We start from the raw sequence: 13,411 nt of genomic DNA, 5'->3' as shown, positions 1-13,411 counted from the left end.
CACCGCTGCCTGGATTCCCGCCTCCGCGGGAATGACGGTTTAACGAGGCTAGCAAGTAACTAATAACAAGGAAGAGACATGACTACCCTGAAAACCCAACTCAACCCGCGAAGCGCCGACTTTCAGGCCAACGCGGACGCCATGCGGACGGTGGTTGCCGACCTGCATGAAAAGGTCGACAAGATCGCCCTCGGTGGTCCGGAAGCGGCCCGCCAGAAACATCTGGCCCGCGGCAAGCTGCTGCCGCGCGAGCGGGTCAGTGGCCTGCTCGATCCCGGCACGCCCTTCCTCGAAATCGGCCAGTTCGCCGCTTATGGCATGTACGGCGGCGATGTCCCGGCCGCCTCGGTGATCGCCGGTATCGGCCGCGTACACGGGGTCGAATGCATGGTCGTCGCCAACGATGCGACCGTGAAGGGCGGCACCTACTATCCGCTGACGGTGAAAAAGCACCTGCGGGCGCAGGAAATTGCGCTGGAAAACCACCTGCCCTGCGTCTATCTGGTCGATTCCGGCGGCGCCTTCCTGCCCATGCAAGACGAGGTATTCCCGGACAAGGAACACTTCGGCCGCATCTTCTTCAACCAGGCCAACCTGTCGGCCAAAGGCATTCCGCAGATTGCTGCGGTGATGGGCTCCTGCACGGCCGGTGGCGCCTACGTGCCGGCGATGTGCGACGAGTCGATCATCGTCAAGAATCAGGGCACCATCTTTCTCGGCGGCCCACCACTGGTGAAGGCCGCGACCGGCGAAGTCGTCTCGGCCGAAGACCTCGGCGGCGCTGACGTGCATACTCGCATTTCCGGAGTCGTCGACCATCTGGCCGAAAACGATGCCCATGCGCTGGCCATCGCCCGCCGCATCATCAAGGACCTGAACTGGAAGAAGCAGCCGCCGGTCACCCTGACGCCGCCGGCCGAGCCGCTTTATTCGGCTGAAGAGCTCTACGGCGTGATCCCGACCGACAGTAAGAAACCATTCGACGTGCGCGAGATCATCGGCCGCATCGTCGATGGCTCCGACTTTGACGAATTCAAGGCCCGTTACGGCACCACGCTGGTTTGCGGCTTTGCCCGCATCTACGGCTATCCGGTCGGCATCGTCGCCAACAACGGCATCCTGTTCAGCGAATCCGCCCTCAAAGGCGCGCATTTCATCGAACTCTGCGCCCAGCGCGGCATCCCGCTCGTCTTTTTGCAGAACATCACCGGCTTCATGGTCGGCCGCAAGTACGAAAACGGCGGCATCGCCCGTGACGGGGCCAAGATGGTCACCGCCGTCGCCACCGCCAAGGTGCCGAAGTTCACCGTGGTCATTGGCGGCTCGTTCGGCGCCGGCAACTACGGCATGTGCGGCCGTGCCTACTCGCCCCGCTTCCTGTGGATGTGGCCCAACGCCCGCATTTCGGTGATGGGCGGCGAACAGGCTGCCGGCGTGCTGGCCACCGTCAAGCGCGACGGCATGGAAGCGACCGGCAAAACCTGGAGCGCCGAGGAAGAGGCCGCCTTCAAGACGCCGATCCGCGAGCAGTACGAGACGCAGGGGCATCCGTATTACGCCTCGGCGCGGCTGTGGGACGACGGGATTATCGATCCGGCGGATACGCGGCGGGTGCTGGGGCTTGGGTTGTCGGCTTCGATGAATGCGCCGGCTGAAGAAACGAAATTCGGCATCTTCCGGATGTAACTAATGGTGGTATCGAACCTCGATCTAACTGAAATCGTTGCCCACGAAAAATACTGGCAATTTGCAGATGCCTATATCGATGCAGCGATTTGTCAATGTCAACGATTTGGAGAAGACGGGGTGGTTTGGAATTATCCAGCTGCATGCGTTTCTGCTCATTTGGGAAGGCATGCAGTGGAGCTATTCCTGAAAGGAATGCTTGCTAGTAGATGCGGAAGCGTTGAAAAGGGACACTGGATTTCAACACTTTCTGAAAAATACAAAATTACATTCACCGAGCCTGAGTTTGATTGGGAAATCCCCTTCGATACAAAGAATCCAATTCCAAATTTGCTCAAAAAATTTCCTCCCGATCAACTTGATCGTTACCCACTGAGAAAAGGTATTGAGGACTGGGATCTTTTTATTCAGGCATACACAAAACCAGGTCTTTTAGATTGTTTGCAAAAAACAAAATCCGCTTTTAACAATTTAAAGCAGGCCGAAATACAACGACGAGCCTCAACAGGAGGAGACAAATAGATGTTCACCGCACTAGAAATCGAACTGAACGGCCCGGTCGCCACAATCTGGATGAACCGGCCCGACCTGCACAACGCCTTTGACGAAACCCTGATTGCCGAACTGACCGCCGCCTGCGTCGCGCTGGATAAAGACGAAGACATCCGCGTCGTCGTTCTCGCCGGTCGTGGCAAGAGCTTCTCGGCCGGAGCCGACCTCAACTGGATGAAGCGCGCGGCCAACAATGGCCTCGACGACAACCTCAACGATGCCCGGGCGCTGGCCAAGATGCTGCGTACGCTGGCCGAGATGAAGAAGCCGACCATCGCCCGCGTCCAGGGTGCCGCCCTCGGTGGTGGCATGGGGCTGGCCGCTGCCTGCGACATCGCTGTCGCTTCGGACAAGGCGGTTTTCGCCACCTCGGAGGTCAAGTTCGGGATCATCCCTTCGGCCATTTCGCCCTACGTGCTGCGCGCCATCGGCGCCCGGCAGGCAACGCGCTATTTCCAGAGCGCTGAACGGATTGATTCTGGCCGCGCCCGAGAAATCGGCCTCGTCCACGAAGCCGTTGAGCCGGAGCAACTGGATGCCAAGGTGCAGGAAATCGTCAGCTCGCTGCTGCAAGGCGGCCCGCTCGCCCAGGCTGCCGCCAAGGACCTGATCCGCGCCGTCGACAGCCGGCCGATCAACGACAATCTGGTCGAGGATACCGCCCACCGCATCGCCCACCTGCGCGCCACGCCGGAAGCCCGCGAAGGCATCGCCGCCTTCCTTGACAAACGCCAGCCCAACTGGATTGGGGAGTAATCACCATGTTCACCAAGATTCTGATTGCAAACCGCGGCGACCAGCCGCGCAGCGGCGCAGCGACGAAGTCAAATTGCCTGCGTGCAGAGCACGCCCAGGCTATTTCTCCGCGGGAGACCCAGCATGTTTAACAAGATATTGATCGCCAACCGCGGAGAAATAGCCTGCCGCGTCATCAAGACTGCCCGCCGCATGGGCATCCGCACCGTGGCCGTCTATTCCGAAGCCGACGCCAACGCCCGCCACGTCCGCCTCGCCGACGAAGCCGTGCTGCTCGGCCCGGCCGCCGCCCGCGAGTCCTACCTCGTAGCCGACAAGATCATCGACGCCTGCAAGCGCACCGGCGCCCAGGCCGTGCATCCCGGCTACGGCTTCCTTTCCGAGAACGCCGCCTTTGCCGATGCACTGGCCGCCAGCGGCATCACTTTCATCGGCCCGCCGGCCTCGGCGATTCGCGCCATGGGCTCGAAATCCGAAGCCAAGAAACTGATGGGCAGCGCTGCCGTGCCGCTGACGCCGGGCTACCACGGCGACGACCAGGCGCCTTCGTTGCTCCACAAGGAAGCCGACGCTATTGACTACCCGGTACTGATCAAGGCCGCCGCTGGCGGTGGCGGCAAGGGCATGCGCCTAGTCGAAAAGAGCGAGGATTTCCTCGACGCCCTCGCCTCCTGCAAGCGCGAAGCCGCGTCCAGTTTCGGCAACGAGCACGTGCTGATCGAGAAATACATCACCCGGCCGCGCCACATCGAAATCCAGGTCTTCGCCGACTCGCTGGGTAACTGCGTCTATCTGTTCGAGCGCGACTGCTCGGTGCAGCGCCGCCACCAGAAGGTGCTGGAAGAAGCCCCTGCCCCCGGCATGCCGGAAGAGCGCCGTCGCCAGATGGGCGAAGCCGCAGTCGCTGCCGCCAAGGCGGTTGATTACGTCGGCGCCGGCACGGTCGAGTTCATCGCCAACCAGGACGGTTCGTTCTATTTCATGGAAATGAACACCCGCCTGCAGGTCGAGCACCCGGTCACCGAAATGATCACCGGCCAGGATCTGGTCGAATGGCAGTTGCGCGTCGCTTCGGGCGAACCGCTGCCTCTGCGCCAGGAACAGCTGCAGATTCGCGGCCATGCACTGGAAGCCCGGATCTACGCCGAAGACGCCAGCAAGGGCTTCCTGCCCGCTACCGGCAAGCTGGTTCGCCTCGCCCCGCCAGCCGAATCGCTGAATGTCCGCGTCGATACCGGCGTCGAAGAGGACGACGAGATCACGCCCTACTACGACCCGATGATCGCCAAGCTGATCGTCTGGGACGAGCATCGCGACGCCGCACTGGCCCGCATGCGCAAGGCGCTGGCCGACTATCAGGTAGCCGGTGTCACCACCAATATCGATTTCCTCTCCCGACTCGTCGCCTGCCCGGCCTTCGCCGGCGCCGACCTCGATACCGGCCTGATCGAACGCCAGAAGGAATTCCTCTTCCCCGAAGCGCAAGCCGTTCCCCGCGACGTGCTGCTGGTCGCCACCGTGGGCGAGCTGCTCTGGGAACAGCATGAGGCCAAGCAGGCCGCCAAAGCCAGTGGCGACCCCTACTCGCCGTGGCATGCCCGCGATGGCTGGCGGATGAACCTGTCCTCGGCCCGCACCATCAGCTTCCGCGCCCCGAAGGAAGTCCCCTTGGGGGACGATGGCGAAGCACTGGTCGATGCCCACGTCCGCTACCAGCGCGATCAGTGGCAGATCACGCTGAATGGCGAAACGACCCTGGCCCGCGGCAAGAAGCTGGACGGCGACCGCTTTGCCGTCGAACTTGACGACCGCCGCCTGATCGCCAGTGTGGTGGCCGTCGCCGACAAGCGCAGCATCTTCCTGCAGGGCACCACCTTCACGCTGCTCCGCGACGACCCGTTGCACCGCGTCGACGCCGGCGACAGCCATGGTGGCGGCCTGACCGCGCCGATGCCCGGCAAGGTCGTTGCCCTGCTCGCCCAGCCCGGCCAGAAGGTCGAAAAAGGCACGCCGCTGCTGATCCTCGAAGCGATGAAAATGGAGCACACCATCACCGCTCCGGCCGCCGGCATCGTCAAGGCCTTCTGCTACGCGGCTGGCGAACAGGTGACCGATGGCGCGGCACTGGTCGAGTTCGAGGGCGAATAAAACTCCCCCCTCTTCAAGGGGGAGGCAGGGAGGGGGATGGGTTACGAATGCACGGACAGAGTAAAGACTGGTTGCAACAAAACCGGATTCCGCAACAACTTCGGAATAACGCAACCGATGCCGAGCGCCTGATCTGGCAATACCTGCGCGGAAATCGGCTCGGTGTGAAATTTCGTCGGCAGCATCCCTTCAATGGTTTCGTACTCGATTTCGTTTCACTCGAAGCAAAACTGGTCGTTGAACTTGATGGCGGACAGCATGCTGAAGTTATCGCCGAAGATGAGGCCAGGACGCAACAACTCAAAGCTGCTGGATTTCGGGTTTTGCGCTTTTGGAATAACCAAGTGTTTCAGGAAACTGAAGCCGTGATCGAGTTGATCATGGCAGCTCTCGCTGAAACAGGAACCCATCCCCACCCCAGCCCTCCCCTTGCCCCCTGGGATACCGTCCCTGCGGGACATAAAGGGGAGGGAGTTCACAAGGCCAACCCATGAATATTCCCGCCAAAGTAAAAATCGTCGAAGTCGGCCCGCGTGATGGCCTGCAGAACGAAAAACAGGTCGTCCCGACCGACATCAAGATCGAACTGATCAACCGTCTGGCCGACGCCGGCCTGCGCGTCATCGAGGCCACCTCCTTCGTATCGCCGAAATGGGTGCCGCAGATGGGCGACAACACGGCCGTCCTGCAGGGGATCAGGCGCCATCCGAAAACCATTTATACGGCGCTGAGCCCGAATTTGCAGGGTTTTGACGGTGCAATTCAGGCTGGCGCCGATGAAGTCGCCATTTTCGGGGCCGCCTCAGAGAGTTTTTCCCGAAAAAACATCAATTGCTCAATCGCCGAGAGCCTGAAACGCTTCGAACCCATCGTTTCAGCGGCTTCAGCCCTGGAAATTCCGGTCCGTGGTTATGTTTCCTGCGTCCTCGGCTGCCCATACGAAGGCGCGATCGATCCACAGAAAACAGCGGAAGTGGCGAAAACCCTGTTCGATATGGGCTGCTACGAAGTCTCGCTTGGCGACACCATCGGTGTCGGCAACCCGGCCAGCATCCAGCGCATGATCGAAGCCTGCGCCAGACAGATTCCCATGACCAAGCTGGCCGGCCACTATCACGACACCTACGGCATGGCCATCGCCAATATCTACGCCTCGCTGCAGATGGGCATGGCGGTTTTCGACAGCTCCATCGCCGGCCTCGGTGGCTGCCCCTACGCCAAGGGTGCCTCCGGCAACGTCGCGACCGAAGATGTCGTTTATTTATTGCAGGGGCTGGGCGTTGAAACCGGCATCGATCTGGCTAAACTGGCAGCTATCGGCGAATGGATTTCCAACGCCATCAACCGCCCGAATGGCGCCAAGGCCGGCCGGGCCCTGTGCACTGCGATCGAGTGAGCCTTTTTTCTGCCGTTGCCGACTTCCTGAAGCCTGCGCCACCGCCGGACCCTTCCTTGCAAAAGGCACTGGGCCGGGTCGCCGAACTGGTCGACCCGATGCTCAAACTGGCGCCGGGCTTTGAAAAAAAACTGAGCGGGCCGCTACAGCATGCACTCGGCTATTGCGATGGTCTGGTCGCCTCGTTGCCCGGCCCTGTCGATATCAACCGCCAGGCATTTGCCAATGACCCGCTGGTGCACGCGCTATTCGCCACGGCCGACGATATTTTCCAGATGCTGGGTCGCAGCCAGGCAGTGCGCGATTTCCTGGCCGAGCCCTGCAGTTGGGAAAGCGACCATTTCTACGCCATGTTCGCCGCCCGCCGCCAGCAGAAAAAACAGCTCGGCATGGAACAACAAGGCGAAGTCATTCGCAACGATGTGCCGCAACTGGTCCTCTACTTCTCCGGCCAGACCCTGATCGAACCGAGCTGCCAGCTTGAGACCAGCCTGCACGGCTTGCGCTGCAAAGCGCTCGAAAGCCTGCTCCACACCTTTCACTCGCACGTCGAAGTGCTCCGCCGCGAGCGCGAAGGGCTGCGTACCGACGTATCGATCGAACGGGCGCACCTGACGACCTTCCACAGTGCGATGGGCGGCCATGAAATCGAGGTCGGCACCCGGCACCTGGCCGAACTTGACAGCAAGCTTCGCCACAGCGCCGAAGCCCTGATGCCGGAACACCTGCTGGAAGCCTTGGCCGATTACCTGCTCTCCCCGGAACCCGCTCTGCACCTGACGCCGGTCAGCATCACCGTCGACCGCTTGGGCATCGTCAAGGATGAACCAGTGCAGGACATCAACGTCCACACTATCAATTTCCCGGAACTAACTGCCCGCGACCGGCGTCTGCATCTGGCCATGCTCGCCAGAATCAGCCGCGACGAAGCCCTCGAAGCCGTTGAGATGGTGCGCGATCAACAACACCGCTTCATGCTCATCTGATGGTTCCCTCACCCTGCATCAACATCTGCCAGATGGATGCGAATAATGGCCTGTGTCTCGGCTGCTATCGCACCATCGGCGAAATTACCGACTGGTCGCGCCTCGACGACGTCGCCAAAACAAACATTCTTGCCGCCGTCACCCGGCGCCGGCAGGAGTACGATTTCTGTGAAGACGTATTGCGCTGTGACAGCCATCGAAATGACTAGCGAACAAGAAGATCTCTACCAGTGCGTCGGTGTCTGCATGTCCGACCCCGACTCCGGCTACTGCCTGGGCTGCGGCCGTCCGCCCCTCGGCGAACCCGGCATCGTGGCCGAACTGACCCAACCGACAACGACTGTACCGACCGGCAAGGGTGATCCGGACACACCGGAATGACCGTGACGCTCCCCGCCAGCATGCAGGTACTCGAACGCGGCTGGCTGTCGGCCAACAACATCCTGTTTTTCGATGGCAATCAGGCCACGCTGGTCGATAGCGGCTATGTCGCCCATGCCAGGCAAACCGTCGAACTGGTGCAACACTCCCTGGCAGGCCGGCAACTGAGCCGGCTGATCAACACCCATTCCCACTCCGACCACATCGGCGGCAACGCAGCGCTCAAAGCGGCTTTTGACTGCGAAATCATCGTCCCGGCCGGTCTGCACGCGGTGATTGCCGACTGGGACGAAGATGCCCTGCTGCTTTCGCCGCTCGGCCAGCAGTCGGCCCGCTTCCAGCACGACAGCCTGATCGGCGCCGGCAACGAACTCGAAATGGGCGGTCTCAACTGGCAGGCACTGGCCGTCCCCGGTCACGACATGGAGGCACTGGCCTACTACAACCCGGAGCAGCGCATCCTGATCTCGGGCGATGCCCTGTGGGAAAACGGCTTCGGCGTCATTTTCCCGGAACTGCTCGGTGAAGCGGACGGCCTGGCCAGCACGCAGGCAACGCTGGAAATGCTCTCCCAACTGGCCATCGACACGGTCATTCCCGGTCACGGCCGACCGTTCTCTACCGTCGATGCCGCCTTCGAGCGCGCTTTCCGGCGCCTGAACCAGTTCCAGAACAACATTGAACAGCTGGCCTGGCACGCCATCAAGGTCATCGTCGCCTTTGCCATGATGGAAAAACGGCGGATACCGAAACACGATTTTCCGGCCTTCGTGCTCGCCCTGCCTTTCGCCCTTGACGTCAATACCCGCTTTCTCAATATGGCAGATGATGCACTGGTCGCCAAGGTTGAACGCGAATTGCTGCTGGTCAATGCCCTACGCCTGGAAAATGGAATGCTTGCAGCCGGCTAGGCAGACTTGGGCAACCAGCGCCGGACCAGATTCACCCAGTAGCTGGCGCCCAGCGTCAGCAGCTCGTCGTTGAAATCGTAGTGCGGGTTGTGTAGCGTGCAGCCGCCGGTACCCGGGCCATTACCCAGCCAGACGTAGCAGCCCGGCTTCTCGTTGAGCATGTAGGCAAAATCCTCGGCCCCCATGGATGGCAGGATGTCGGTCAGTACCTTTTCCTGCCCGAAGACCTCGGCGGCCACCTGCTGGCAGAAATTCGCTTCGGCAACGCTATTGACCGTTGGCGGGTAGCGATGATCGAAATGGACGCTGATCTGCGCCCCGTTGGCCGCAGCGATGCCGCTGCACAAACGCTCGACGGCCCGCTCAACGGCTTCCTGCACCTCCGGCTTGAAAGTGCGAATCGTGCCGCGCAGCACCACTTCCTCGGGAATGATGTTCCATGCCTCGCCGGCGTGGAATTGCGTCACGCTGACGACCGCGGATTCACAGGGGTGCAAGGTACGCGCCACCACCGTCTGCAACGCCTGCACCAGTTGGGCGCCAGCAACGATGGAATCGACGCCCTGATGCGGCATCGCCGCGTGGCAGCCATGGCCGCGCACGAAAATCTCGAAGGCGCAGGTGCCTGCCATCACCGGCCCCGGCATGACCATCATTTCGCCGACCGGAATACCCGGCCAGTTGTGCAGGCCAAACACCGCCTCGACCGGGAAGCGCTCGAACAGGCCATCCTCGATCATCACCGCCGCCCCGCCTTCCGATTCCTCGGCCGGCTGGAAGATGAACACGGCGATGCCGTCGAAATCGGGCTTTTCAGCCAGATAGCGGGCCGCACCGAGCAGCGTCGCTGTATGACCATCATGGCCGCAGGCGTGCATCTTTCCCTGGTGACGGGAGTGATGCGGGAATTCGTTCAGTTCGGCCAGCGGTAGCGCATCCATGTCGGCGCGCAGGCCGATCATCCGCTGCGAAGTACCGGCCCGCAGCACAGCCACGACGCCGGTTTTGGCGATGCCACGATGGACTTCCAGACCGTAGCGTTCCAGTTCGCGTGCCACGATATCGGCCGTCCGGTTTTCGTCGAAAGCGAGTTCCGGATGGGCATGGATATCGCGCCGCAGGGCAGTCAGTTCGGCCAAGAAAGGCAGATCGAGCAAGGGAATTGTCGGGGGCATGAGCGTCTCCTGTTTTTTATATTATGCCGCGGGTTGATACCGGACGCTGCCTTGATTATGCTCCGCTCCATGGAACTCATTCTGATTAGCGGCCTGTCCGGCTCCGGCAAATCCGTCGCCCTGAACCTGCTCGAAGATTCGGGCTATTACTGCGTCGACAACCTGCCAGTCATCATGCTGACCGTGCTCGTCGGCATGCTGAAGGAAGAAGGGATCAAGAAAACCGCGGTCGCCATCGATGCCCGCTCCGGGCATGGCATCGACTTGCTGGCCTCCAAGATGGAAAGGCTGACCCAATCGGGCATCAACCTGACTTTCCTGTTCCTGCATTCAACCGAAGATACGCTGCTCAAGCGCTATTCGGAATCCCGCCGCCGCCACCCGCTGGCCAGTGCGGATCAGACCCTGGTCGAAGCCATCCGGTCCGAGCGCAACCTGCTCGAACCCATTTCCGGACTCGGCCACCGCATCGATACCAGCGGCATGAAGGCCAACGGCCTGCGCGAATGGGTCCGCCAGTTCATTGAGGCTGAGCCGGGCCAGGGCCTGACCCTGATGTTCGAATCCTTCGGCTTCAAGCACGGTATTCCGCTCGACGCCGACCTCGTCTTCGACGTGCGCTGCCTGCCCAATCCGCACTATGACCCCGACCTGCGCCCGCTGACCGGCAAGGATCAACCGGTGATTGCCTTCCTCGAAGCTGAGGAGGAGGTTCGCCGCATGCGCGACGACATCGCCCGCTTCGTTGCCACCTGGCTACCTTGCTACATCCGCGACAACCGAAATTACCTGACCGTCGCCATCGGCTGCACCGGCGGCCAGCACCGCTCCGTTTATATCGCCGAGTGGCTGGCTGAGGAATTCTCCAACCGGGCCCGAGTGCTGGTTCGGCACCGCACTCTGGCCGGCACTTGACCCCCTGGCTGGCCCTGATCCGGCCGGGTGACTGGCTGGTCATCCTCGGCAGTGCCGCCTTGGTTGGTGCCAGCATCCCGGTTTTCTGGCAAGGCGGCCTGGCCGACCGGGCGATCATCCGCCAGGAAGGCAAGGTCTTTGCCGAAGTCGATCTCAAGGCCCGCAAACAGTTCGAGGTCAGTGGCCCACTCGGCATCACGCTGATTGCCGTCGAACCCGGCCGCGCCCGCATCATTTCCGACCCCAGCCCACGGCAATATTGTGTCAAGCAAGGCTGGCTGATGCGCCCCGGCGAAATCGCCATCTGCGCCCCGAACCGGGTCAGCGTCCAGATCGCCGGACGAACCAAGGTCTATGACTCGATCAGCTACTGAACTCGTCGTCACCGCCGAAGACCGTCGCGTCGCCTGGCTGGCCACGGCGGCCGTCGGCCTGTCGCTGGTCGACGCGGCGATCCCGTCGCCGCTACCCGGCGTCAAACCGGGGCTGGCCAACATCGTCACGCTTGTCGTCCTTGCCCGTTACGGCTGGGCTACCGCCGTCTGGGTCAGCTGCCTGCGCGTGCTGGCCGGTAGCTTGCTGCTCGGCTACTTTCTTGCCCCCGGATTTTTCCTGTCGCTGACCGGCACAATCCTCAGCCTGCTCACATTGGGTCTCGCCCGCCATCTGCCCCAACGCTGGTTCGGCCCGGTCAGCCTGTCCATCCTCGCAGCCTTCGCCCACATCGGCGGCCAGTTGCTGCTCGCCCGCCTGTGGCTGATCCCGCACGATGGCGTCTTCCTGCTCACCCCGGTTTTTACCGCCGCCGCGCTGGTCTTCGGCACCATCAACGGCCTGATCGCAGCTAAACTGCTGGCTGAACCTGCGCCAGCGGAAATGCCCCAATGAACAAGACCATTTGCCTCGCCCTGACCGGTGCCTCCGGCATGCCCTACGGCCTGCGCCTGCTCGAATGCCTGCTCGCAGCAGGCTGCAAGGTGCAATTGCTCTACTCGCAGGCCTCACAGATCGTTGCCAGACAGGAATTGGATTTCGACCTTCCGTCACGCCCGGCCGAAGCCAAAGCCGCCCTGCTCACTCGTTTTCCTGCGGCCAACCCGGAAAATCTCGCTGTTTATGGCCGCGAAGAATGGTTCGCCCCGGTCGCCTCGGGTTCAAATCCGCCGGACGCCATGATCATCTGCCCCTGCTCGATGGGCACGCTGGCCGCCATCGCCCAGGGTCTGGCTGACAACCTGATCGAACGCGCTGCTGATGTGGTGATGAAGGAAGGCCGCAAGCTCGTGCTAGTTCCGCGCGAAACGCCATTCTCGGCCATCCACCTCGAAAACATGCTGCGCCTGTCGCGCGCCGGCGCCATCATCCTGCCGCCCAGCCCCGGCTTCTACCACCACCCGCAGAGCGTGCAGGATATCGTCGACTTCGTCGTTGCCCGCGTCATGGACCAGATCGGCGTGCCGCACACCCTGATGCAACGCTGGGGCGAGGAGCGCTGACATGGGTTGGTTCGATTTTATCCGCTCACCATCCGGCAATGCGGTCGAAACGCTGCGCATCCCCCTATTCCCGCTCAGCACGGTGCTTTTCCCCGGCAGCATGTTGCCGCTGAAAATCTTCGAACAGCGCTATCTCGACATGGCTGCAGCCTGCATGAAGGACAACATGCCCTTCGGTGTCTGTCTGATCGAAAAAGGCAGCGAAGTCGGTGAGACGGCCGTTCCCCACTCCATCGGCACGCTCGCCACAATCAGCACTTGGGAAATGGAGCAACTCGGTATCCTGATGATCACCGCTCAGGGCGGCCGTCGTTTCCGCATTATCGAAAGCACCGTCGGACCGGGCAATCAGCTCGAAGCAAACGTCGAACTGCTGGCCGAAACCGGCCCGACACCGCTGCCGCCAGAACGCGAACGCCTCGTTCCCCTGCTCCGCCGTATCGTCGGCGACCTCGGCAAGGACCGTATGCCCGAACCACATCGCTACGACGAAGCCGAATGGGTGGGCTATCGGATTACCGAAGTCTTGCCCATCCAGAATCTCGCCAAACAGAAACTGCTGGAACTGGACGACCCGGTGGCACGACTGGAAATTCTTGAGAAGTATTTAACCCAACGCAAGTTACTTGGCTGATCACAGGCCATTCTCAGGACGCTCGGCGCGCAAACCAGAGGCTGCTAAAAACACACATTTCAGCCGTTATTTTTCTATTTAGTAGACGCACAAAGCCCCTCGCCGGTTTAACCGTGAGGGGCTTTGTAAATGGGAGTCTGGCGTTGACCTACTTTCGCGAGCGGAAGCTCACTATCATTGGCGCTCATCTGTTTCACGGTCCTGTTCGGGAAGGGAAGGGGTGGTACCAGAGGGCTATTGACGCCAGACGTAACTTGTATGCCTCACGTCCTGGGGACGGGAAGCGCAAAATGGGGAAGGTTGTTTGTTGTGACTGCGGTATGAGTTTGCTGCAGATTACAAGGTTATAGGATCAAGCCGTACGGGCAATTAGTA

At 61.3% G+C, this 13,411-nt stretch carries 17 protein-coding genes and 2 rRNA genes (1 of these 19 only partly in view); 16 read left to right on the top strand and 3 right to left on the bottom strand.

The window, feature by feature from the left end; genetic code table 11:
• Positions 1–78 precede the first annotated feature (78 nt).
• From KI617_RS00515 to KI617_RS00470, 11 genes are read left to right on the top strand one after another with little or no spacing between them, the layout of a single operon-like run.
• The gene (locus KI617_RS00515; protein ID WP_226449645.1) at positions 79–1,686 is read left to right on the top strand and encodes a carboxyl transferase domain-containing protein; all 1,608 of its coding nucleotides are present in this window, start codon (positions 79–81) and stop codon (positions 1,684–1,686) included.
• Between the two features lie 3 nt (positions 1,687–1,689).
• Positions 1,690–2,208: a HEPN domain-containing protein gene (locus KI617_RS00510; protein ID WP_226449643.1), complete on the top strand. Its 519-nt coding sequence runs from the start codon at positions 1,690–1,692 to the stop codon at positions 2,206–2,208.
• Positions 2,209–2,994, top strand: coding sequence for an enoyl-CoA hydratase/isomerase family protein (locus KI617_RS00505; protein ID WP_226449642.1), 786 nt, complete (start codon positions 2,209–2,211; stop codon positions 2,992–2,994). It abuts the gene before it with no gap.
• A gap of 5 nt (positions 2,995–2,999) precedes the next feature.
• Positions 3,000–3,125: a hypothetical protein gene (locus tag KI617_RS20320; protein WP_264180040.1), complete on the top strand. Its 126-nt coding sequence runs from the start codon at positions 3,000–3,002 to the stop codon at positions 3,123–3,125.
• On the top strand, positions 3,118–5,142 hold the full coding sequence (locus tag KI617_RS00500; protein WP_226449640.1) for an acetyl/propionyl/methylcrotonyl-CoA carboxylase subunit alpha: 2,025 nt from the start codon (positions 3,118–3,120) through the stop codon (positions 5,140–5,142). Before KI617_RS20320 ends, KI617_RS00500 begins: the two co-directional genes overlap by 8 nt.
• A gap of 47 nt (positions 5,143–5,189) precedes the next feature.
• A complete protein-coding gene (locus KI617_RS00495) occupies positions 5,190–5,636 on the top strand; it encodes an endonuclease domain-containing protein (RefSeq protein ID WP_226449638.1) in 447 nt (148 codons plus the stop codon).
• Entirely contained in the window at positions 5,633–6,538 is a 906-nt protein-coding gene (locus KI617_RS00490) for a hydroxymethylglutaryl-CoA lyase (RefSeq protein ID WP_226449636.1), read from the top strand. Before KI617_RS00495 ends, KI617_RS00490 begins: the two co-directional genes overlap by 4 nt.
• On the top strand, positions 6,535–7,524 hold the full coding sequence (locus tag KI617_RS00485) for a hypothetical protein (protein WP_226449634.1): 990 nt from the start codon (positions 6,535–6,537) through the stop codon (positions 7,522–7,524). Before KI617_RS00490 ends, KI617_RS00485 begins: the two co-directional genes overlap by 4 nt.
• The gene (locus tag KI617_RS00480; protein ID WP_226449633.1) at positions 7,524–7,733 is read left to right on the top strand and encodes a DUF1289 domain-containing protein; all 210 of its coding nucleotides are present in this window, start codon (positions 7,524–7,526) and stop codon (positions 7,731–7,733) included. The genes KI617_RS00485 and KI617_RS00480 overlap by 1 nt, the downstream gene beginning before the upstream one ends.
• Positions 7,726–7,905: a DUF1289 domain-containing protein gene (locus tag KI617_RS00475; protein WP_226449631.1), complete on the top strand. Its 180-nt coding sequence runs from the start codon at positions 7,726–7,728 to the stop codon at positions 7,903–7,905. The genes KI617_RS00480 and KI617_RS00475 overlap by 8 nt, the downstream gene beginning before the upstream one ends.
• On the top strand, positions 7,902–8,816 hold the full coding sequence (locus KI617_RS00470; RefSeq protein ID WP_226449629.1) for an MBL fold metallo-hydrolase: 915 nt from the start codon (positions 7,902–7,904) through the stop codon (positions 8,814–8,816). The genes KI617_RS00475 and KI617_RS00470 overlap by 4 nt, the downstream gene beginning before the upstream one ends.
• On the opposite strand, the gene KI617_RS00465 is transcribed toward KI617_RS00470, so the two are convergent.
• Positions 8,813–9,991 (bottom strand): M20 aminoacylase family protein, encoded by a 1,179-nt coding sequence (locus KI617_RS00465; RefSeq protein ID WP_226449627.1) that lies wholly within the window; start codon positions 9,989–9,991, stop codon positions 8,813–8,815. The genes KI617_RS00470 and KI617_RS00465 overlap by 4 nt on opposite strands.
• A gap of 69 nt (positions 9,992–10,060) precedes the next feature.
• On the opposite strand from KI617_RS00465, the gene rapZ reads away from it, so the two are divergent.
• The 5 genes from rapZ to KI617_RS00440 are packed head-to-tail and all read left to right on the top strand — an operon-like array spanning position 10,061 to position 13,036.
• On the top strand, positions 10,061–10,906 hold the full coding sequence (rapZ, locus tag KI617_RS00460; protein WP_226449625.1) for an RNase adapter RapZ: 846 nt from the start codon (positions 10,061–10,063) through the stop codon (positions 10,904–10,906).
• The gene (locus KI617_RS00455) at positions 10,903–11,280 is read left to right on the top strand and encodes a NusG domain II-containing protein (RefSeq protein WP_226449624.1); all 378 of its coding nucleotides are present in this window, start codon (positions 10,903–10,905) and stop codon (positions 11,278–11,280) included. The genes rapZ and KI617_RS00455 overlap by 4 nt, the downstream gene beginning before the upstream one ends.
• Positions 11,261–11,794 carry a Gx transporter family protein gene (locus KI617_RS00450; protein WP_226449622.1) on the top strand — a complete coding sequence of 178 codons (534 nt, stop codon included), beginning with the start codon at positions 11,261–11,263 and terminating at the stop codon, positions 11,792–11,794. The genes KI617_RS00455 and KI617_RS00450 overlap by 20 nt, the downstream gene beginning before the upstream one ends.
• On the top strand, positions 11,791–12,402 hold the full coding sequence (locus tag KI617_RS00445; RefSeq protein WP_226449620.1) for a flavin prenyltransferase UbiX: 612 nt from the start codon (positions 11,791–11,793) through the stop codon (positions 12,400–12,402). Before KI617_RS00450 ends, KI617_RS00445 begins: the two co-directional genes overlap by 4 nt.
• Position 12,403: 1 nt before the next feature.
• On the top strand, positions 12,404–13,036 hold the full coding sequence (locus tag KI617_RS00440) for an LON peptidase substrate-binding domain-containing protein (protein ID WP_226449618.1): 633 nt from the start codon (positions 12,404–12,406) through the stop codon (positions 13,034–13,036).
• A 135-nt stretch (positions 13,037–13,171) separates the two neighbouring features.
• Here the strand turns inward: KI617_RS00440 and rrf are convergent.
• Together rrf and KI617_RS00430 are read right to left on the bottom strand one after the other, a co-directional pair.
• Positions 13,172–13,284, bottom strand: a 5S ribosomal RNA gene (rrf, locus tag KI617_RS00435).
• Positions 13,285–13,384: 100 nt separating this feature from the next.
• Positions 13,385–13,411: ribosomal RNA gene (locus tag KI617_RS00430) — 23S ribosomal RNA — on the bottom strand; it runs 2,855 nt beyond the window's last position.

Origin of the sequence: Ferribacterium limneticum (genome assembly GCF_020510625.1) — a bacterium.
GTDB lineage: Bacteria > Pseudomonadota > Gammaproteobacteria > Burkholderiales > Rhodocyclaceae > Azonexus > Azonexus limneticus_A.
Note: the sequence above shows the minus strand (reverse complement) of the source record. Positions and strands in the feature narration are given on the sequence as shown.